This is a genomic window from Polaromonas sp. (assembly GCF_039932935.1).
Lineage (GTDB): Bacteria > Pseudomonadota > Gammaproteobacteria > Burkholderiales > Burkholderiaceae_C > Polaromonas.
Genome location: NZ_JBDTPB010000119.1, coordinates 44,200 through 64,618 on the forward strand (window position 1 = coordinate 44,200; position 20,419 = coordinate 64,618).

General features: G+C 61.8%; 13 protein-coding genes. All 13 read right to left on the reverse strand.

What is annotated here, in order from left to right; all coding sequences use genetic code 11:
- Nucleotides 1–125: 125 nt before the first annotated feature.
- Complete coding sequence (locus tag ABI546_RS19035) at nucleotides 126–2,285, reverse strand: GNAT family N-acetyltransferase (protein ID WP_348049136.1); 2,160 nt, start codon at nucleotides 2,283–2,285, stop codon at nucleotides 126–128.
- Entirely contained in the window at nucleotides 2,282–3,412 is a 1,131-nt protein-coding gene (gene tssA, locus ABI546_RS19040; protein ID WP_348049138.1) for a type VI secretion system protein TssA, read from the reverse strand. The genes ABI546_RS19035 and tssA overlap by 4 nt, the downstream gene beginning before the upstream one ends.
- Nucleotides 3,409–7,383 carry a type VI secretion system protein gene (locus tag ABI546_RS19045; protein ID WP_348049140.1) on the reverse strand — a complete coding sequence of 1,325 codons (3,975 nt, stop codon included), beginning with the start codon at nucleotides 7,381–7,383 and terminating at the stop codon, nucleotides 3,409–3,411. Before ABI546_RS19045 ends, tssA begins: the two co-directional genes overlap by 4 nt.
- 1 nt (nucleotide 7,384) lies before the next feature.
- The gene (locus ABI546_RS19050) at nucleotides 7,385–8,137 is read right to left on the reverse strand and encodes a DotU family type IV/VI secretion system protein (RefSeq protein WP_348049142.1); all 753 of its coding nucleotides are present in this window, start codon (nucleotides 8,135–8,137) and stop codon (nucleotides 7,385–7,387) included.
- Between the two features lie 11 nt (nucleotides 8,138–8,148).
- A complete protein-coding gene (gene tssK / locus ABI546_RS19055) occupies nucleotides 8,149–9,621 on the reverse strand; it encodes a type VI secretion system baseplate subunit TssK (RefSeq protein WP_348049144.1) in 1,473 nt (490 codons plus the stop codon).
- 11 nt (nucleotides 9,622–9,632) lie between these two features.
- Nucleotides 9,633–10,109 (reverse strand): hypothetical protein, encoded by a 477-nt coding sequence (locus tag ABI546_RS19060; protein WP_348049146.1) that lies wholly within the window; start codon nucleotides 10,107–10,109, stop codon nucleotides 9,633–9,635.
- Nucleotides 10,106–10,504 carry a DUF4150 domain-containing protein gene (locus ABI546_RS19065; RefSeq protein WP_348049148.1) on the reverse strand — a complete coding sequence of 133 codons (399 nt, stop codon included), beginning with the start codon at nucleotides 10,502–10,504 and terminating at the stop codon, nucleotides 10,106–10,108. The genes ABI546_RS19060 and ABI546_RS19065 overlap by 4 nt, the downstream gene beginning before the upstream one ends.
- A 3-nt stretch (nucleotides 10,505–10,507) precedes the next feature.
- Nucleotides 10,508–11,086, reverse strand: coding sequence for a DUF3540 domain-containing protein (locus tag ABI546_RS19070; RefSeq protein ID WP_348049150.1), 579 nt, complete (start codon nucleotides 11,084–11,086; stop codon nucleotides 10,508–10,510).
- A complete protein-coding gene (locus tag ABI546_RS19075) occupies nucleotides 11,083–11,871 on the reverse strand; it encodes a pentapeptide repeat-containing protein (protein ID WP_348049152.1) in 789 nt (262 codons plus the stop codon). Before ABI546_RS19075 ends, ABI546_RS19070 begins: the two co-directional genes overlap by 4 nt.
- A gap of 302 nt (nucleotides 11,872–12,173) precedes the next feature.
- Nucleotides 12,174–14,795 (reverse strand): DUF2169 domain-containing protein, encoded by a 2,622-nt coding sequence (locus ABI546_RS19080; protein ID WP_348049154.1) that lies wholly within the window; start codon nucleotides 14,793–14,795, stop codon nucleotides 12,174–12,176.
- A 6-nt stretch (nucleotides 14,796–14,801) separates the two neighbouring features.
- Nucleotides 14,802–17,444: a contractile injection system protein, VgrG/Pvc8 family gene (locus ABI546_RS19085; protein WP_348049156.1), complete on the reverse strand. Its 2,643-nt coding sequence runs from the start codon at nucleotides 17,442–17,444 to the stop codon at nucleotides 14,802–14,804.
- Nucleotides 17,441–18,604 carry a type VI secretion system baseplate subunit TssG gene (gene tssG / locus ABI546_RS19090; RefSeq protein ID WP_348049158.1) on the reverse strand — a complete coding sequence of 388 codons (1,164 nt, stop codon included), beginning with the start codon at nucleotides 18,602–18,604 and terminating at the stop codon, nucleotides 17,441–17,443. Before tssG ends, ABI546_RS19085 begins: the two co-directional genes overlap by 4 nt.
- The gene (gene tssF / locus ABI546_RS19095; RefSeq protein ID WP_348049160.1) at nucleotides 18,601–20,412 is read right to left on the reverse strand and encodes a type VI secretion system baseplate subunit TssF; all 1,812 of its coding nucleotides are present in this window, start codon (nucleotides 20,410–20,412) and stop codon (nucleotides 18,601–18,603) included. Before tssF ends, tssG begins: the two co-directional genes overlap by 4 nt.
- Nucleotides 20,413–20,419: the final 7 nt, after the last annotated feature.

The window sequence follows — 20,419 nt, forward strand, 5'->3', positions numbered from 1 at the left end:
AAGAGCGAGTGCTTACCGCGGGGCGAAAACCACTTCTCATAGTTGACAGCATCGGGCGGCGCCAGGTCGCGAGGGGTCGTAATCTTGATAACATCAGAAGGCTCCTTTTTTTAACGGGACTGAATTCAACAGGCCAGCGGTACGCCTGTGCTTTCGCAGATGCGCGCAAGCCGCCGGGCAAGTTCGGCTTCGGTACAACAGGCTGCACCGGGCAATGCGAGATACATGAACTGGTAATCCTCATCGGCACCGCATCCTTCGTGCGCGAGTACGACAAATCCGGACTTCTCAAGAATCCGGCACGAACGCAAGTTGCCCTTGAAAACTGCCGTAAAAACATGGCGGATTTCATTACCGGGCAGGCCATGCAACAGCAACCGCACGGCGCGCGCGCCGAAACCAGCGCCTTGATACTCAACACCTATCCAGAAATGGATATGGGCCATATCGGCTTCACGGCGCAAACCGATGGCACCGACCAAACCGAAACTCCGGTGAACAACCGCATATTCGGCCCCGCCGCTGTCACCTATGCGGGCGAGATAGGTTTTCGCCTCCGCTTCGCAGCTTATTGGTGGCAACCCGGCCATGCTGGCGATATTCGGATCCCGGTATTGGTACAGCCAGGCCGGAATATGCAGGGCATCGAGCGGCTCGAGGGAAAGATCGTCGTCGCGCGTCGTGTCGGCCTCATACCAGTTGCTGGCCTGCCAATTGGCGATGCGCTGCTCCAGCAGGTGATGCATGTCTTGCACCCCTGGGTGACCGGCGTCCAGGCGCAGGCATTCACGCAATAGACGCAAGGCGGTGGCGCTTCGGCCGGTTTGGGCTTCCAGTCGCGCACGAAGCAACAGCCAGCCGGTGCGGAGGTCGGCGGGCAAGTCGCCATCGGAAATTTCGGCGAGCACCTCACGCGCCAGCTCCCACTGGCCAATATGCACCAGCAGGCCTGCCAGGCAAAGACCCGCGTCGCCGCGCTGGCGCTGTGTCATCTGCCGCCATGTTCGCGCCAGGCAGCGGCGCAGGGTTTGCAGCGCGCAGCCGTCGACGACATCCAGCAGGCGAAGATCGAGACTGTCGAGGATGGACTGCAGGGTCCATGGATCGTGGCCCGAGCAGCGCAGGCGAAAATTGATTTCGTCGATGCTTTCCACGGGGTCGTGAGGTGCGCCGTGCCACCAGCGTTCAGCTGGATGGGCCTCATCCACCGTGTCGACAAGAGCGCTCCAGCTAGAGGCATCCATGCCGATGGCATCGTCGCGGCAAGCCATATGCTGAATGAATCCAGAAGCGTCCCATTCAAGGTGCGAAACGTGCGCACCGGCGCTCTCCTGATGCAGGCCAAGCGCGTGAAAATTGACCGGCAGTCCCGGTTCGCCGGGAGCGAGTTGTTCAGGAAGCGCCATGCGGTTAAGCCTGATCTGCCGTTCGTCGGCGATTCCCCGGTCTGCCGCCAGCAGCAAATAGCGTCCAGCAGAAAAATCGGCAAGCGCATCCAGCAGGGACAGTGCGGAGTTTGAAAGTAGAACAGTGGCACTGATCAGGCTGACGCGGTAATGGCCCAGCAACGCGGAAGCGGCTGAGGCAAGCTCATCCTCCGCCAGATCCTGCCATTCAGAGGCCAGCGCAAAACGGCCTTCGCTGCCTGGCTGCGCTTGAACCCGCGCCTGCAATAGTTCGCCGTAGTGCACACCGTACAGTTCTGCCGGCAATGCGGAGAACCCGCCTGCCGTCATCGCGACCACCGGGTTGCGTGACCCGAACAGGGCAAAGCGGTTCGCACCGAGCAAAAGCGGGTGGCCGCGCCGAGCCTGCCAGCTTGCCTGGTCAAGCCAGCCGCGCGCGACAAAAGGCTGAAGTGCCGGCTGTTTGAGCAGCGCCAGTGCCGCTTCTTCGCCGGCCTGCGGACACAGCACATACCGGACGGGCCAGCCGAGCATGCCGCAGGCATGCATCTCATCGCGCAAAGTAGCCAGCACAGCTACAGCCAAGGCACCGTCATGGGGCACCATTTCCAGAATGTAGAGCGGTTGGGACAAGTCCAGGCCACCCAGGCGTTCAAGCCTGCTCCAGTACGTGACAATGGCGCGCGCCCAGGCACGCGCCAGACGCGGACCGGCCAGAGCAGCGGCAATGGCCGAACGCTCCTGAAGCAAAAGGGGTGACAGTTCGCAAAGATTTTTCCAGGCCGAAGTCGCGGTGTCCATCGCCGCTGGCGGGGGCGACGGATCAGTCCCCAAGGAAACCGGTACGAGAAGCCCTTGGGGTTCAGGTGATGCGATCATGTTTCCTCCCGCGCTGCGGGTGTTTCAAGCCCTACCAATTCGAAGATATTGAGTTGGCCGCCAAGACGGATAAACACCTCCTGGTAGAGCTCTGCAGTGTTGAGCCGTCCCCATTCGATCGCACGGCGTATCAGGTAAGGCGCCGGGCTGTGCGGATCCATCTTCAGCAGCGCCTCCACCAGTTGCTCCAACATTGCGTAAATCTGGCGCCGGTCATCGATGGCCCACGTCTGGTCACCCACGATGGTCGTTTCATCTGACCCCGCAACGGTGCCAGGCCCCGGCTTGGATTCCCCGCTCACCGTCGCCAGCTTTATCCCGCGCCGCTGCAGCTCGGATTCGGCCAATGCGTGCAGTTGAGTCAGCAAGCCAGCCAGCGCCGACAGACTCGGTCCGTCCACCGCGAAATGGCGGTCGATGCAGTCCCTGAGCGACTGCATTGCTGCCAGCGCATCATGCAACTGCTGGTGCAGCGCCTGATACCAGGCCAATGGCGTCGCGGCGATCGCTGCAGTGATCGTCTCCATGTTGGCATGCTCCTCCTCATCAGCTTGGTTCGCTGCGGCCGCGGCGGCCGGGGCCAGCCGTTCGCGGTGCATGGCAACTTCCCAATCGGCGAGGTTGTAATTGCGATGCATGCCCGTTGAGGTCATGGCGAGCTGCTTGAGCACAAACGGCAAACGGTTGTTGAGCGAGCGCAGGATGTTGGCTCGGTGTTCGCCACCGGAGTCAGCGTCCTGAGGGTAGAGATCGTCCCAGTAATCACGCAACAAGCCATCAAGCAGCAAAAGGCCTGGAGCTATCGCGGAAAACCCATGCTGGTTCACTTCGGCCTCAAGCAGCCAGGCAGCGACCTGCAGGTCCTTGGATTTGGAACAAAGGGCTTCGGTTGCGATGCGGCTCACCACTGGCCAGTCCGCTCGCTTGAGCTTGTGCTCCCACGGACCCAATGGCAAACTCGCATCGTCTTCGCGTCTGGCGTTCTGGATGGTGTTGTAGACACCATTACCCTTGACCGAATAACCGGCGGGATTGCCCGCGTCAATCGGGTCGAGCAGATTTTCGAGTGAACATCCGAGCCGTTCGCCGAAATAACGCTGTGATCGGATCATCAATTCAGTGTTCATGGTTTTGCTCGTTTTTGCGTGGAAACATCTTGCCGCTGCGGTGCAGACTTGGGAAAAGGTCCAGGCCAGACAACGCTTGTACTTGCCTGGGATTTCGGGTCGACACCCGACAAAACCAAGCCGAGGTAAAACGTGGCCTGACCGGTCATGACCGCCGGGGCCGATGTGGGCGTTGCCTGGGTCGTGCGCTGTATCGGTACGCCGAATTCAAGCAACGCCTTGCCCGGCTTGAGGGGATCGGCCGGTCGTGCCGGCGCAGGCTGGTAGCGCTGCAGCATGCGCAGCAACGCCCAGTTGCCGCTTTCAGTAAACGAAGCTGTACTGCCTTCGACCCGGTAGCCGCTTTGCACCGGGTAGGTGGCCGGTCGCCAAACAGACAGCTCGGCCCAATTCAGATCAAGCGCGAGCACCTGGCCGTAGCTCCAGTCCACGGTCGGCGGCTTTCCACCCGGATAGCTCGCCACCCGTGAACCTGAGCTCACAACCCAGCTCACGACCTGTTCACTGCCAGGTGACTCCTGGGGTAGCGCACGGAAAGTGATGTCGAGCTTTAGAGGCTGCGGTGCTGCGCCTATACCCAAGCCCGGGCGCAAAAACTGATCGGCTACATCGAGTTCACTGAGGAACCCGCGTGCCGAAACGGTCCAGCCAGGGGTGCTCAAGCCGGACAGCGACTGCTGGAGCGATTCGCGTTGCGCGGCGTAGTCACTGAAGAAGGCCTGCACCTCAGCCAGCGAGGCGTCCGGACTGCTGGTCTCGCCGAACGGGAACCGCCCCTTGAGCCGGCTGTTGAAGCGTTTGGCCAGGGCATCGTAGGCACTGGTTGCCTGTTCGGTACGACGGTCGACACAGCGCAGGTTCAGTTGCGCAATCAGGTCGCGCCGCCTCTCCGAGAACATGTCGTTGCCGTAGTCGGCTGGCTGGTAGGCCGCCAGCACCTTGCCGCAGTTCGCATAGGTGAGATCGGCAATAGTCTTGAGGAAAAACGTGTCGAGAGCGCCGACCTGCTTGCCCGGGTCCTTGAACTGCACGTAGCTGGTGACCTCATTGATCGTATTACTCCAGTACGGCAAGGTCTGCGCGTTGTCGCGCTGCGCATCGTTGACGCCGTCAGTGTTGCGCAACAGATTCACGAAAGGATCAGCGTAGCCAGCGAGCACCTGCGCGCGCGCAACCTGCCGCGCGAGGTAGTCGCGTATCACCGGCGTGGTGCCCAGGTTCACGAGCAGGCCGTCGGCAGGACCGGCCTCGGGGTCATAAAGCCGGCTGCCACCCACAAGGCCTGAGACGCGGCCGAGAGCATCCGACGAAAAGTCCCGCGCGCACTGTGAAACGCGTCCTGCGCTCGCTGTAAAGCCGAACTGGGTATAGAGCCGCAGGTTGCCGATCAGCGGATCCAGTGCGCGCGAAAAATCACCACTCTGCTGCAAAAGCTGCTGGTCTGCCGCCGAGACCGCGTCAAGTCCCTGAAGCACGAACGACTCAGTTGCAGCCGACTGCGCCGAGCGCATCGCGTCATTCATGACCTGCTCAAGCTGCGCCCTCGCAAGCCGGTCGAACAGCGGTTTGCTGGTTGCCGGCGCACCGAGAGGCGGCAGTCCCTGGCCTGCTGCGAATCGCTGGTAATCAGCGGCGTAATTCATGGACCGGCCGAGGTCTGCCAGGCGCCAGCCCGGCGCTGAACTCACACAGGCAAAGGCTTGCGGGTTCCGGACCTGCATGAAAGTCTGCTGTAGCAGGCTTTCGAGGCCGCGTACCTCTGCCGACAGTGCCGGATTCATGACCAGACTCTGGCCTTGTGCGATGAGCAGAGGCCCATAGGGCGAAAGCTGCATGCCGCGCAGCACCTGCATGGCCGGGTTGTAGCACCTTGCTTCATCAAAACCACCGTCACCTGCCAACAGGTCTTTCGGATAGCCGTACTGCGTCACGAGGGGCGACAGCAGTTGTCGTAATTCCTTCGCGTCATCGGCACAGGGATTGTTGTTCGGGTCCGATGGCACCCATGATTTGGCGACCCAGACCAGCCATGAGGTGAGCCGCCTGGCGTTCTCAACAAGTGGCCCTTTTGCCGGATCAACCCTGGCCAGGAGGCTGGGGCCCATCGAGGCCTCAGCAAGCAAATCGACATGCAGTTGCCGGCTGGAATTCGCCAACTGGCGCGCCCAGTTGCCGCGCGAACGCTCGGGCACATTCACCACGCCGCTGTAAGGCACTTGCTCGAGCGAAGCGGCAACCACGCCGCCAGGCCGCGCCGCAGCAAGGGGCAAGCCCGCTCCGTAGACGTAGAGATAAATCAGGTTGAGATCATCCAGCTTGCGGACAGTGGATTCGGCGGGTATGGCAGTCAAGCGTGCGAAACGCTGGAGCTTGTCTTCCAGGTTGTTCACCTCCAGCGCAAGCACCTTCAGGTTGGCACGGGTTTTGGCATACGCCGAGTTGTTGACTGCGATACCGGCAAGCGTCGGCTCTGACGCCACGACCAGACCAGCGTCGAGCCGCGCGACCCGCGCCTGCAGGCCGCAAGCCAGCGCCGGAAACACCGTTCGCGCCATCACGGTACTGGAGACGGCCTGCACCGCGTTGTTGCTGGCACGCCGATCGACCCAGGACAGCGGCATCGTCGCGAACACCAGGTCGATATCGAGGGCCGAGGCCCGGGACAGCGCATCGTCAATCAATGGGCGGCCAGCGCAGCTCTCCTGTGCACCTGCCAGCGCCTGCGACTGGTAGAGCGCGGCGATGCTCCGACCCAGACCATCAACCTGGCGCTGCAGCCGCCAGCCCGATAACACCAGTGCCAACAGCAGCAACCCGGCCAGCACGATGCAGGCTTGCTGAAGCCGCAGCAGCCCCGGCTCACGCGACCAGAATGACGCCAGCGTGGCGCGCGCCAGCCCGCATTCCCCCAACACCTTTTGCGTAAGGACGTCTTCGGCAAACGAGACATCGGCACGCGGCATGCCTGCTGGCGCGCCGGTGCCTTCGGTGCAGCCCGTGAAATAGACACCTCGGCACAGTGCAGGCTGCGTTGTCGCCGTGTCGTGAAAGACCTCGGCCAGGTAGTCGCGCAAGGGTGCATGCAAACGCTCGAAATGCCTCGGAAACAGAAAAAACGCATCAGCGTCGGCAATCTGCTCCTGGGCCGCAGCGGCCTCTACCTGGATTTCCTTGAGTCGTTCACCGATGTCAACAAATGCCTCGTCAATCCACTGGACCGGGCCGGACTGCAACAGGCCGTCGCGTGCCGACCAGCCAAACATTCCTTCCCTCTGCGAACGCCCCTGCAGACACCAGTACGAAGCAAATCCATCGACCGCGTCGCACTGGCTGACGATCACGTAGACCGGCAAGGCCAGGCTGGTGGCGGAACGCAGGTCGTCGAGCTGTCGCCGGGCATCGAGCGCGAGTTGAAGCACACTCTCACGGCCCGTGCCCAGCAAGCTGCGGGAGGAAACCACCAACAGCACCCCGTCAAGTGCACGTTCAGGCCGCAGGTGGACGAGTCCGCGCAGCACGGCTTGCCAATCTACCGCGTCGGGCCCGGTTTGACCGGCAGCGCTGAGCTTGCCTTGCGGGTCTATGAGTTCACCCTGTGCCAGGCTGTGCCAGGCTGTGTGGGGCACGCCGGCGATCGTCGCCGCCTGTGCGTCTGGCCGTTGCTGGACCTGTCGCAACGAAGCGATCAAGCTGCTTTTACCAGCGCCGGCCTGCCCGATCAAGATGACCCAGGTTTGCCGGTAGCGCTCTCGCGCGCTTTTAGACAGTACGGTGCGCAGTCCGCGCAACCAGGCCAGGAACGACTGCCAGCGCGTTCGCCAGAAACTCGCCGCCAAAACCGGCTTGATGGCGCCGGTGGCCACGATCAATTTGGCCTGGCGCGAGCGCACGATCAACCACAACATCAGAATGCCGAATACTGCCGCGACAGCAGCAAGCACGCCAAACCAGATACTGCTGATGCTGCTCATCTCAGACACCCGCAACCTTGACCAGCGGCTGGATCAGCCATAGCCAGAGCGCCGACGACATCAGCACAAAGCCAAGTGCATAACCCATCGCCAGACGCAGCCACGGTCGCAGAGGCGCGACCCGTGCATCGGCAGTCGACTTGACCGTGTGTTCATAGGCTTGCACAAACAGCCTGCCGTCAGGCTCTGCCGGTCGGCCGTTGACAAAACGGTACAGTCGCTGGCGCAGCGTGTCCAGGAACAGCTGGCCCTGCGCGCCACGGTGCATTCCCTTGAACCCAAGCTGCAGCGCGAGCAGAAAGCAGGCAGCGAGATCGCGATGCAAATTGGATCGGGACACCACAGCCAGCACCTGCTCCACCATGTCGAAGAAGCGGCGCCCAGCCTGGCGCGAACCGAACTGCCGGTGCTCAAGCAAAACCTCGAGCCAGGCATCCTGCGCCGGCCACGAGAGTTCAAGGATGAAAATCTCGTCAGCCAGCACCACCATCACATAGCTGGCTGCCGTATAGGCGCGTTGCTGTGCCTCGCTCGCGGTAGCCCGCATATCGCGTGCCTGGCCGGCCAGAAGGTCGGCCAGGCGCAGGCTCACACGGCCCGCGAGTTCGGCCGGCTCGGCCGGAGGCGCACCGGAGACCCCCAGGTAGGCTTGCAACGACCCGCGTTCGCTTTCCTGCCGCACGCGCGCTACCTCCTCATAGAACTGCGCAAAGCAGCTCAGGAGCGGCATTTCGGGCAAAGCGGCAGGCTGCATGGCTGCGTCCTTCAGGTCCGCGTGCCGGCGGCGCGCGCACGATAAAGCAGAATCATCGCGGGCGGGGTTCCCGGCGACTTCTTGTCGCCGCTAATGACGAGGTTTTGCCCCGGGCCGAACAGTCTGGTCTCGCCCTCCTTGAGCTGCAGCACCTGGTTGTCGACTGCAAACAAGGCCGCCCCCGAGCGAAGGTTGCGCTTCGCAAGTTCCTCGGCGGTCAGGAGGTGCGGCCTCGCGGTCACGCGCAGCCGGGCTGCGGCAGGCAGCAACGCCTCGCTCGCGATGCAGGCGTCAAGCAACCAGCGTTCCATTGACGCGCGTCCATCGGCCTCCAGGCCCTGGCCGCCCTGCGGCCTGAGTTCGACAAGCAGTTGTTCACCCGCGTCAGGAGGCAACACATGTGTAAAAGTGCCGTCGGCATGGCGTTCAAACGGCTGCAGCTCGAAACTGGTATTGATATAGCTGAGCTTGCGCACCACATAGTCCAGCGCACGCCGGAACTGTGGCGAACAGTCATCGTGCTGATAAGCGTCCAGCACCGGCGGGATGGGATTGGCGCCGAACGATGCCATCGCGCCAAGCAGGAGCGCCAGGCTATCGTAGACCGCGCGCGGACTCGACTCGGGGCGCTGCACGATGAGGCTGAACTGCGGCAGCACGGCAGCCAGCCGTCGGGCCATCTCCAGGTGCTTGCGGACATGGGCGCCCTGCAATTCATCGTCCTCGGGACCGTCTCCTTCCCGGTTAGCGCCCAATTCGCGCAGCTTGAGCCACAGCGCTTCATTGAGCAACTGGAGCCGGTGCCGCAAGCCGGTTGCCTTGAGAAAGTCGCCGGCCTGCCAGCACAGCATGGGCGGGTGGTAGGGCCTGAATTCGACATGCCTGTTTTCTTCGCGCCGGAACAACTCGAACAAGGGACAGACCTCGTAGCCGGCCGGGGCCGCGACTTCGGCCGACAGCGAGATCGCCGGCCGCAGGCGGTCGACCGGCACCGATCCGGTCAGGGTGTTCTCGTCAAGCGATACCAGGCCGTGCACAACCTCATTGCGTGCCGGTGTCGTATTCCAGTGATTGGAGGCGTTGCCCCGCACAGGCATGATCAGCGACAACCGCACCCCATCAGGCGTGCGCTGCAACTGCGCGGTGACATCAAGTTCGAGCGTTTTTCCGGTGTACGAACCGGGAAACACAACTGGCGTGCCGTCTGGCATGATGCATTCAAGCCGTTTGATTGCGACGATACCGGCCTTGAGCTTCACCATATCCAGCTGCAGCAGGCTCAACCCCCAGAAATCCGGTGCGACGCACGACAGCCGGTACCTCAACTGCTCCTGCCAGTAAACATCGCTCTGCTGAAAATGCTGGGGTGACAGCAACATCCCTTCGATCCACTGGACACTGTCGGGCAAGGCCGGACCGGCCGCAGCTGAGAACAGCTTCGCTGAAGGCTGGGCGGCTTTTGGCGCTGAAATGGTTTCAGGCATGGGTTCTCCAATCATGAAAGGCAGCTCGTATAGCTGATCTGCGTGCTACGCAGGGTGATCAAAGCGCATTTGTAAGTAGTGATGTTGGCGACAGCCTGACCGCCGGCGCTCACATAGCTTGCGTAGCTGTAGACATAGACGGCCTTGCCGTAACCGCTGGGCAGGGGCTGGTTGGTGACCGTGCTGCCAGGCACAACCTGCACGCCAAGTACTGCGATGCCGCTGGCCAGACCGGCCTGCAGCGCATCGCGATTGGCAAACCAGTCGGGTGAGGTTTTCGGCAAGACGGCGGCCGCGTTCTTGTCGAAGACAAACACCAGGTCGACCTCGGTTCCCATATTCTGGTTGGCATCGATTTCGGCGACGATGTTCAGCGTCTTTAGCGGCGTAGTGGGGCTGTAGTCCAGCGCGTAGCTGATAAACCCGCAACCGGTAACAGCCAGCAATGCCGCGGTGCCGAGAAAAGCGCTGGCGGTGCGAATGATCATCCCAGCACCATCACGCATACCTGCGAAGGCGTGATCGACATACCGATTGCGTTGCCTATCATGCCGTTCTGTCCGACCACACTGGTCAGCCGAGTCGCAAACACGCCGCCCATCGCGACCTTGAAGCTACCCATGAGATATCGGTCCGGCCCTATTTCCATGCCCGAAACCACGCCCAGGTTGACGCCAGGCTCGTCGCCGTTGCTCAACGTGCCCTGCGTCACCAGGTTTTCAGCGAGTCCGCCGCCGATGATCACGCAGGCTTGTGAAGGAATGTGCGAGATCGTGATGACGATATTGGGAAATGGAATAGGCACCGGCCCCACCGGCGTAGGCACCAGACAGACGTCGGGAAACGCGAAATTGATGACGCAGAGGTTCGTATTGGCGAACATGGTTCATCCCAGGCTGATGCGTTCAGCATCGAGCTTGATATCTTCTTCGGCCGTGACCAACGCCTGCCGGCCATGGAGCCGCAGCAGCGCCGAGGCCTGCATGATCCCGTGCTCCACACGCGTTACGAGATGGCGTGCCGACTGCACCATGGTCTCACTGACGGATGCCAGGAAATCCCTTGCGTTGACGCTGACAGAGCCGCTGGCCGACGTCAGCTCGACGTCACCAAGACAACGCAGTGCGATTTGACGGGTGCAGGCCAGCTCAAAAGCTGGCTGGGTGATCGCCATAAGCTCCGCGCCCGGCACGGAAAGCTCGGCACGGCCTGCGCCCGGCGTGTCCGCGGCCGGCTGTGGGCGCAGCAAAATGTGCGTCACGAATAGGCCCGAAGCACTTTGCAGCACGGCCACCGTGTCGCCAGGCAGGGGCGTGAGCAGGCAGGAAACCGCTTGCAACGCAAGCCGGCCGTCCGCCAGCCGCCATTGCGCTTGCCCGAGCGACCGGCCTATGCTCGCCTCTCCCCAACCCTGCATGGTTTCGTGGCGTGCGGGGAGATCGACCAGTTGTGTTGCCTGTTTCATGCGGCTTCCATTTCAAGTGAGCGTTTTTCGGCGGCAGCGCGCGCCTCCTGGGTGCCGAGGGCGGCTGCTACGTTGGCACCAGTGAAATCGGCGTCGGTCCAGACCGCACAGTGAAAACTCGTACGGTCGAGCTTGCAGTACCGAAAATCCATTGCCCGGCCATTCGCATGTGCGAACTGGGCAAACTGCAAGTCCGATCCCGCGAAGACGACACTGTCAAGCCTGCTGTGATCCCAGATCGTTTTCACCAATCCGGCTCCGCGCAGCGAAACTCCGTTGAGTTGGGTTTTTTGCAATACCGCACCTTCGAGTTGGGCGCCGTCAAGATTTACGCGGTCAAACTTCGCTTTTACGAACTGGCAGCGCGTAGCGTCAATTCCGTTCATCAGCGTTGCGCTGAAGCAGGCTTCGGCACAATTCGATTCACGGATGCTGGCGCGGCTCAGATCAGCACCTGAAAAATCGGCGCCCTGAAAAGTGCAGCGCAACAAGCTGGCACCGGCCAGTTTCTGCCCGGCGAAATTGGCTTTGATAAACAGACTGGTGCTGGCTCGCATGCCAGCGAGCCTGGCTCGCTGCAGTTGTGCCTCGTTCAGACTTACCTGCTGCAATTCGGCACCCTGCCAGTCGCTGCCGCCCCACTGGCAATCTGCAAATGCGCTGCGCAGCAAGCGCGCCTCAATCCAGAAAGAGCCGCCGATGTCGCACTTCGTCAACATGGATTTCTCAAGGCTCGCACCGTCCCAACGACTTTGGCGGAGGTCACATTGACTGAAGGCCAGCATTGTGCCGGCCGTACCACGCCAATCGCTGCCAGCCAGACGGCTCTGGCAAAAAGCGGTGCGGCGCAACCCGGCATCGCAAAAGTCGGCCGCGCCGAGTTCGCAATCAATAAAGGACGCCCCCTCCAGCTGGGCACCGGCCCAATGCGAACCCGCCAGCTGGCAGCCGCTGAAAACCGCACCTGTGAAATCGTGGCCGCTTGCATCAAGTCCGGCCAGCATCTGGCCACGCACCGGACGGCCAAGCCGCACCAGGCGCTGAATCTCGGCCCAATCCTGGGCGGAGGCCTGGCTGTAAGTCCTGCTCATGCGAGCCTCCTGCGCGCATCCAGACGTACACCGCGTGTGTCCGCATCAACCAGGCAGACCTCGGTGAGTTCGGCTTCATACAGGCTGGCGTCGCGCAGATCGGCCTTTCCAAAGTCAGCCTTTCGCAACAACGCCTGATAGAAGTCGGTGCCCACGGCACTCGCACCGGGCAGTTGAGCCCTCATCATGAGAGTGCGCGGCAGGCAGGCACCGTCAAGGCTGGCGGCGCTGAGGTCAGCCCGACTCATGTCGCACGCCATGATAAAAGCGCCGTCGAGCCGCGCACCCTGCAACTGGCTTTGCGTCCAGCTTCCGCGTTCAGCGCGCAATCCGGACAGGTCGGCACCACGCCAGTCGCTGTCATTCCCCTGGACCTGGACCAGTCGGGCCTCCCTCCATTTACTGGCCGACAGGTCGGAACCGATCAGTGCACTTCTCTGCCATCTCGAACCCGAAAAATTGGCCTCCTGGGCCTGCAGCTTCCAGGCAACGCATTTGTTGAACGAGGCACCGCACCAGCTACTTCCAGCCATTTTTGCCTGGTTGAAAATTGTTGTATCCAGCGTCGCGCGATCGAAGTTTGCGCCGCAAAGATCTGCGTCGTCGAGTTGAGCGGCTGACAGGTCGCACTCGGAGCCGCAAGCTTGTGTCCAGGTCGCCTTGGAAGCACGGGCCGAACAAAGACTCGCCCCGCGAAAACTCGCTTCGCATGCATGGCTACTGCAGAGGTTGGTCTCATCAAGGTTGGCCTCATCAAGTAGTGCGCCATTGAGCCGCGCCTGCGTCAGTACAGCGCGGCGCAAGTTGCAGCCGCGCAGGTCCGCACCGCTGAGGTCGGCGTACTCCAGCATGCATCCACCAAGGTCAAGGCCCGCAAGTACGGCACCGCGCAGGTCCGCGCCGGCAAGGTCGCGACCGGCAAGCTTTTCTCCGGCCTTCGCCCAGGCCAGCACCTGCGCCCCCAATAGCGACGCGACAGCGGGCGACAGCGCCTGCGCGGGCGACAGCGGGACGGGAGACGCATGGCGGGCTTTGCTTTTGAGTTGCGCGGCAGCCATAAGGTCGGCAAGTTGGGACGGCGTCGCGGCCAACGCGAGCGGCGCCAGGGCCTCTCGCGTCGCCGTACCATCGGCGCGCTGCAACACCTCCGTCCAGAGCGGCCCGGACTCCGGAGCATTTCCATGCCCCCCAGCGGAAACATCCACCTGCCCCGTCAGCACCTGCAGCTCTGCTAACTGGTGAGTAAATGCTGCCTGCTGCGCGGCCGCGTTTTCGCGGGTACTGGCCACCAGCGTTTCGACGCTGTGCATCAGACCGGTCAAGTCCATATCGCCGTCGGCCAGGGCCTTCGCCGACGGTGTCTGGAGCAGGGGCGGCCCGGCTTTTGGGGGCTCGTAGCCCGCGGGCGGCGTCATGCCGCTTTGCTGCCAAAATTCGCGCGTAACTTCGTCAAGTACGTCTTGGCGTTTTTTCAGTGCCGCTTCGGCTTCGGCGGCAGCCAGCACGGGATCGACCGGATCGAGCCGCGGCGCGAGCTGCGACTCGTTGAGCGCATGCAACGGTGCAGTCTTGGGGTCCAGGCGCAGCGCGAGCACTTCTGCGTAATAGTTCAAGGTACGCGGCGCCTCGGTCGCGCCTTCGTAAGCCAGCATCAATACCCCAATGTCCAGCGCATCGCTGTCAGTGATCTGCATCTCGCCCCGCCAGGCCGCAATACCGAGTTGCTGCTCCGGCAGGAACCAGACCGTGTCCATGCGCAGCCCGACTTCAGCCAGCGAAGCGGGAGTAGCGTCCTTTTTGAGCGCGAAAGCCTTGACGCGCTGCCCAGGCAGCGCGCCCCGGATGGTCTCAATCTGCGGATGCATCCCCTGTAACAGGTAGGCCTCGCCGCCCGCAAAAGGATTCGCGATGCGCTGGTCAACGGCAGCCTGGTTATAAAGCCGCCAGTCAAGATCTCGCGGCAAGCCGGGATAATCCTCGCGCAGCCAGCGTTCATCGTAAGTACCGGCATAGCGCTTGCGAGGCACCCAATCGATAGGCATGGGCCCAAGTCCAGCAGGGGGATAGCGGCGCCCATGGCAGTCAACGGGCTGAGCGGCGTACTCGACGTTCGGCATACCCCCTTCGTTCGCACCGGCCATTGCGGCGAACCGGTTGCCGTCATGACCACAGCCAACCGGATTGTCTTCGTAGCCCGGACCACCGAAGGCATGTGCGAAATCAAGCGGCATGTGTACAAATTCCGCAGGCTGCGAGATGCCAAAGAGCGGCAAGACGCCATAGCGCCATTGCCTGTCGCCAAAAACCGCCAGTCGCTTGTCGATGGAGCCGACTTGCAGCCGCGCTTCCATGCGTCTCACCGGACTGTTTCCCGGCGCGCAAGCGCGACCCAGCACCAGGGCTTCGGCCCCGGTTTTCGGCATCGCCTCGTCCAGCGCCTGGCCCGCCGGCAATGCGGCCAGTACCCGTGCCCATTGCGGGCCCTCCATGAGAAAGCGCTGCGGCCTGACTTCACCCAGCGGAAAGAATCCCAGCGCCGTCACCACCAGGCGGTTTATGCCCGATTGCCGGTATGTCTTGTAGAGCAGGCCTAGGCTCAAGGGCTTGATGATCTTCATGGCGGCCTAGAGATAGATCTTCAGCTCGGTGATCGTCAGGCTCAGGCCCGTGATCTGCATCGTCGCCTGCAACGCGGTGAGTTGCACCAGGATGCCGGCCCCGGTCATTTCAATCGAGGTTGATGCGCCTTTCATCGAGATCGCCGTGGTGTCGCCCGACAGCGAGATGTCAGTACTCGACCCCAGAACTGAAACACTGTCGCTCTGGCCCGTGAGGCTGACCCGGCTGGACAGGCCGGTCAGGCTGACCTCGTTGTGAGCGCCAACCAGGTTCATCGCCGTACTGGCACCGGTCATGGAGGTGCTGCTGCTGACGCCAACCAGATTGGTGCCCGTATCGACCAACGTCATCGAGACATGATCCGAAGCAAGCGTCACCGCAACGTTGCTGCTTGAACCGGTCGCGCTGGTCTGCATGCTCATGCCAACAACCGAGTCACTGTCGCTGAGGCCGACCATGCTGCTGCTGCTGCTCATTCCCTCCATCGAACCCGACAGCCGCACCCCGGTCGCGCTTGCGCTGACAGCCATGCCGACCGCCGAGGTCGAGATGTGCTGGCCCGTTACATCGAGGTTGACGCTGCTGACAGTGAACGACTCGCTGGTTTGGCTCGCGGTCGTGGTTGTATTGAACACGATGTTTTGCGAAGTCGTGTTGCTGAGCGTGCCTTCGGTCTTGCTGGTGTTGGTAGCGTCGCCCGTCACCAGCGAGTGGTTGGTGGTCGTGCCGAACTCCGTGCTGCTCCAGCTTTCTGCACCCTTGTGGGTGCTGTGGGTCGAACCGAAGGAATCCGACTGGCTCAACAGACCGTTTGCGCCGTCTTCGGAGGTCGAATAGCCATAGCTGGCACCCTGCGAATACGACGATTCGCGGAACTTTCCGCTGTCGTATTGCTGGCTGATGATGGCAACCGCGTTGTCCAGGTCGGCATCGGAATGCAAGCCGAAACGGATGCTCTTGCCGTCGCCATAGGCTGTCGAATAGCTGCTGCCCACGTTGGTATTGGCCGTCCAGCCTGACGGCATGATGACCTTGGTGCCATTAGCCTGGATGATGCTCTGGATTTCAGGCAGCTCGGACTGGTCCTGCGCGCGCGTAATGATGACGGTCGTACCGATCTCCGGCACGGTCTGCATGTGCGCAGCCAGTTTGACCCAGACCGGCTCCGCCGGGTCGGCACCATCCGGTGAAAAGATGTCCTGGCCTGTCGAGAACCGCACATAGACACCCTGCGCCTCAAGCACCGGAGAAATGCCCTCGCTGTCGACAATGCGGCTGGTCTCCGGGTCAAAGTTGTCCTTCTGCATATAGCGCCAACCCACCGGCGCGACACCCTGGTTTCCACCCGAGACGACACTGGCGAGCACGCTGCCTTGCTGGGTTTCCTGGATGGAGAATGGCGTGACCAGTCCCTGGGCGTCTGTAGCCTGGAACTTGTTGCTGTAACTGCCGTCGAGCGTTGCCTCATGCTGAACCTGCGTCGCGACAAAGCTCCTTCCCTCCAGCTGAGGTCTGACCTGCAACGGCCACTGCCCTGACCGAACTTCCTGCGTCACCGAGAATCGGTGGCCGCAATGCAGGTAGGGGCAATAGCTCGAACCGCTGAATTGCTGGCTACCCGTATCCAGGGTGTCCTGCGTTGCATGGGCATAGTGATCGACCTCAATGTCGCTGCAGCCGTACTGGTAGATCTGGTATTGGTTGAATGGCAAGGCACCAAGCGCCGGCTTGGTCTGTGCATGAAAGCTCTGGAACCCGGCCACTGCGTCCGACTCCCAAGCCGCCTCCTCGCGCGTGAACACCGAGGTCACCGCGCTGCTGGCCAGGCTCTGCTGAAACCGGTAGTCACCGATCATGTCGGGCTGAACCAGGCCGAGAGTATCTTCCTGGGTGCCGCAGTAGCGTAGCGGCTTGCCATCAGGCAGGGCTTCCGGGTAAACAGGCCGATTGGCGAACACCACTGTGTGGCTGGTGCCGGTGGTCACGTAGAAATAATAGATGTGCGCTTTCGACATGAGCCGCCGCACGAACTCGTAGTCGGTTTCACCGGCCTGCAGCCAGTCCTGCTGCCTCGCGACTGCCAGATTGCCTGAGCCGACCAGCGCCGCGACCGAAAAATCAATGTTGTGCTTGCGCAGGACGCCCGCAATTGCATCACGCACATTCAGCTGGCGATGGATGCAGTAGTTGTTCGTGAGCGTAAGCTTCCAAAGGGCCGGCCGCATGGTCGCGCGATAGACGCCTGGCTGCTCCATTGAGAAGGATGCGACGATGCCATTGAACAGGGACAACCGCACGCCGTCGTCCTGACCGTGTACGGCCTGGTCAAACCACTCGTTGGCTTCTTCGCGCGTCGGCTGCTGCTGGCCGTCCAACACCGGGTAGTGAACCCCCACAGTGACCGGCCGCCCGAGCAGGTCATCAAAGGCCAGCTCAAGGCCACTCTCGGGGTCCGAGTTTCCGTGCAACTCCAGTTCGTACTCAAAATGATCAGAAATGCTTTCCTGCCCTTTAAAGCTGACCAACCGAAAGCTACCGTCACCCAGGATGACGCCCGTCTCCAGGAACAGCGCGACATGCAGGTAGACGACCGGCGCCGGCGACAGCAGGGCCAGCGCGGTCGTCATACCAGTGACGCGGTCGTTCATGTCATGGCTCCCGACTCATAAGCAGGCACCAGAAAGCGCGCAACGCAAACACCCGAAATGCCAGCGGCGCTGTCCGTCGGCCGCGACTTCAGCCATGCGTTAAAGCCCAGGCGCATGCCGGAGAAGCCGGAGGCCTGAGTCGATACCAGCCGCGCCAGCGGCACCTCTGCTGCAAGCACCGAAAGTTCGATCTCGGCATCGTGGCGACGGTCAAGCATCAACCGTAGCAAGCCTTGCAGTTCCTCATACGAGTTGCGCACGGCAGGTGCTTCACTGCCTATATCGACCTGGCGCTGCAGGCGTTGCCATTGACGCAGCGAACGCTTTGGCTCTGTGTCTTTTTTCAGCGGTGGCAGCAGTGCCTCCAGTTGGGAATAAGAGACAGGGCCCGCGGTCAGCCGGATGCGCGACTGCTGATCCCAAGTGCTGCGACCAAGCAGCATGTCAACGCCAAGCCGGTGGCCACTGCGGCCCAAACGGTGCTGATCGTCCGGATCGATTGCACGCCATGCTCCTACCAGCGGCTGCAACCTCACAGGAAACCCGAGCTGCACCGAGAGCACCTGAACCAGCCCGGCTGCCGACCGCCGGCCGTTCGCCAGCAAGTCCCCGATGCCGAGCCACTGGCGCTGGGGCATCGGGATTTGCCCGGCCTGCTCGGCGTTGTCCACCCCCATCAGCGCGCCAAGGTATTCGGCGAGCTGGCTACGCTCTGGCAGCTCGTTGTTCAGCCCAGGCTCAAAGCCGGCGCGGGTTTCATAACGCAGCAGATTTAGCCGGTTATTGAAAATGTCGAGAAATGCGCGCGTCGCGGATTTTCCTGCGCGATCCAGCTCGCGCATCCACTCGAGAAAAGGTTCGGGCAAGGGACCGAGTGCACTGCCAACACAGAAGTCCGGGGTGGTGATCGCCAGCATTTGCGGCCGGTCACGCAGATCGCCTTCAGCCTCAATCAGCGCAGGAACCGCCGACGACCCGGATGCAATGGCCTGCACGCGCACGGCGCTCGCCGCGCGCGCGGGAAAACCCGCATCAAGGTCAGCCTCGAAACGCACGGTCTGGGCTGACCCGCCGGCACGATCATCCGGCTGGCGCAGCCACAGACGGATCATCTGCAGGAAATTGAACTCCCCAAAACGCTGCTCGAGCCGGCGGCTCAAAGAACGATCTGGGCCCCAACCATTGGCAGCCATCTTTTGAGTACTCCTTTCTCGTCAGTGGTTTCCAGGCTTACGCAGACCATGTTGTTGACTGTTGAGTAGAGCGCAAGAAAATAGCGCAGCACCGACGCGAATAACAGCATGCTGGTCGACTCGAACTGTTTTCGATTCAGCGTAAGGGTGATATAGAGACATTGCACATAGCCCCGCACTCCATCGCGTATCGTGTAGCGCATGCCGGGCCGACATTGCAGCGCCTGAATTCCTTCAATGCTGCGGAAAGCCTGTGTCTGCAGGGGGTCGATGTGGTCGCGCAGCATGCTTTTGAATGCAGCGAGCGCCTGCGGCCCCTCTGCCATCGACAAATGGCTCATGCCGAGCTGGGACACCAGCGACCAGGGACGCCGCCCAATCAGTGCGGGGGTGATGTGACGCGAAGGCCGGCTTATCACTTCGAGTACCGTGATCGGCCCCGCCCCTTCGAGCTGCAGGGGTTGCTTGACCAGCAGCTGTTCTGCCAGCTTGCGATTGGTGCAAAGCGCCCGCCCGCCAACAACTTCTGCCGGCGGCAGTGCCATCTGCTGCCGGACATCAAGAAAAGATATGAACACCTCGGTACCGGCAATACCGCCAAGCTGGTTTTCCTCGCGCCGCATGACATAAAAATAGTCATCAGTGCCACGCGTGTGCGCGTTTCCAAGTTCGAAGTACGGCGCCAGCTTGCGTTGGCTGCCGTCGGCGCTAATGGAAACCAGCTCCTCAATGCTGTAAATCTCACAGTGTTGGCGGTTCTGCACGTCTGCGGTTAGCTGATATTCGTACTGCGTGTGGTCAAGCGCCAGGGGCTCCATGCGCTGACGATAGAGGTTCACCATCGGGACGCAGTTGAGCTTGAGCGAACGTGACGAGAGCTGGCGATCCTTATGGGAAGCCACGTCAAACTGGAACAACAAGTCAAAACCATTCTCAAACGGAGCGAGGTCAAACTCGCCGGTTTCGAAAAACATGAATTTTTCCGGAAAGGAGAAATATTCCTGAAGAAGCCGGTGTCCGGGATGCATGTTGCTTCGGACCGGAAGAGCGGCCTCTTCGTCCTCAAACCCGAGCCAGTGGACGGCGCCCTGGTTTGCGCCTGGCAGTGGCTCACCACCAATCTGTGAGATGTCAACGGCGTGCAGGTGCAGGCCCAGCATCTCCTGCAAATACCAGGCGTCTTTTTGGCTGGTGTCGATGTAAAAGCGCAACCGGGTTTTCTTGAGCGCCTTCACCGGGTCGATACCCAGGCTGCGCACCCGAACACGCAGCACCGACAGGCAACGTTCGTCGCTCAACCCGACCGGAAAATCTCCCGCCTGCAGCATGTCAATCTCGACAATGCCCAGCGGCACCAAAGGCAAGTCGCAGGTCGTCGTAAAGCGGCAGACGCTTTTCCGGCCCCGGGCGTCCTCGGCCGTCACACTGGCCTGCCGCCCGCGCTCCAGAACCGCGCCGGCCGCGTCGTCCGGCTTGACGCGGACCTGAGCAATCAACATGGACGGCACGGGTGCCGCCAGGTGCGGATAAAGATAACCGAGGAGTACGTTCGGGATCAGCGCCTTGCTGACTTCGGACTCATATTGCACACGGCCGGTCAGAAAAGCAAAGGACTGCAGCAGCATTTCCACGTGAGGATCGTGCGAGCCGGTGCGATCGAGTTTGAGTGCCTGCGCCTCTGTCGGATAGGCCTGCGCAAATGCGGCAGCGTCGTTGCGCAGCCCTGCCAGTTCACGCTGGTAGTAGTCCTTGAGATGAGTTCCGTAGACTTGCATGGCCTGG

Excerpts from the sequence above, each read along its gene's own strand:
- ABI546_RS19035 (WP_348049136.1), bottom strand. The coding sequence starts at position 2,285 with ATGATCGCATCACCTGAACCCCAAGGGCTTCTCGTACCGGTTTCCTTG.
- ABI546_RS19045 (WP_348049140.1), bottom strand. The coding sequence starts at position 7,383 with ATGAGCAGCATCAGCAGTATCTGGTTTGGCGTGCTTGCTGCTGTCGCG.
- ABI546_RS19085 (WP_348049156.1), bottom strand. The coding sequence starts at position 17,444 with ATGAACGACCGCGTCACTGGTATGACGACCGCGCTGGCCCTGCTGTCG.
- ABI546_RS19065 (WP_348049148.1), bottom strand. The coding sequence starts at position 10,504 with ATGTTCGCCAATACGAACCTCTGCGTCATCAATTTCGCGTTTCCCGAC.
- tssF (WP_348049160.1), bottom strand. The coding sequence starts at position 20,412 with ATGCAAGTCTACGGAACTCATCTCAAGGACTACTACCAGCGTGAACTG.
- ABI546_RS19075 (WP_348049152.1), bottom strand. The coding sequence starts at position 11,871 with ATGCTGGCCTTCAGTCAATGTGACCTCCGCCAAAGTCGTTGGGACGGT.
- tssK (WP_348049144.1), bottom strand. The coding sequence starts at position 9,621 with ATGCCTGAAACCATTTCAGCGCCAAAAGCCGCCCAGCCTTCAGCGAAG.
- ABI546_RS19060 (WP_348049146.1), bottom strand. The coding sequence starts at position 10,109 with ATGATCATTCGCACCGCCAGCGCTTTTCTCGGCACCGCGGCATTGCTG.
- ABI546_RS19070 (WP_348049150.1), bottom strand. The coding sequence starts at position 11,086 with ATGAAACAGGCAACACAACTGGTCGATCTCCCCGCACGCCACGAAACC.
- ABI546_RS19050 (WP_348049142.1), bottom strand. The coding sequence starts at position 8,137 with ATGCAGCCTGCCGCTTTGCCCGAAATGCCGCTCCTGAGCTGCTTTGCG.
- ABI546_RS19080 (WP_348049154.1), bottom strand. The coding sequence starts at position 14,795 with ATGAAGATCATCAAGCCCTTGAGCCTAGGCCTGCTCTACAAGACATAC.
- tssA (WP_348049138.1), bottom strand. The coding sequence starts at position 3,412 with ATGAACACTGAATTGATGATCCGATCACAGCGTTATTTCGGCGAACGG.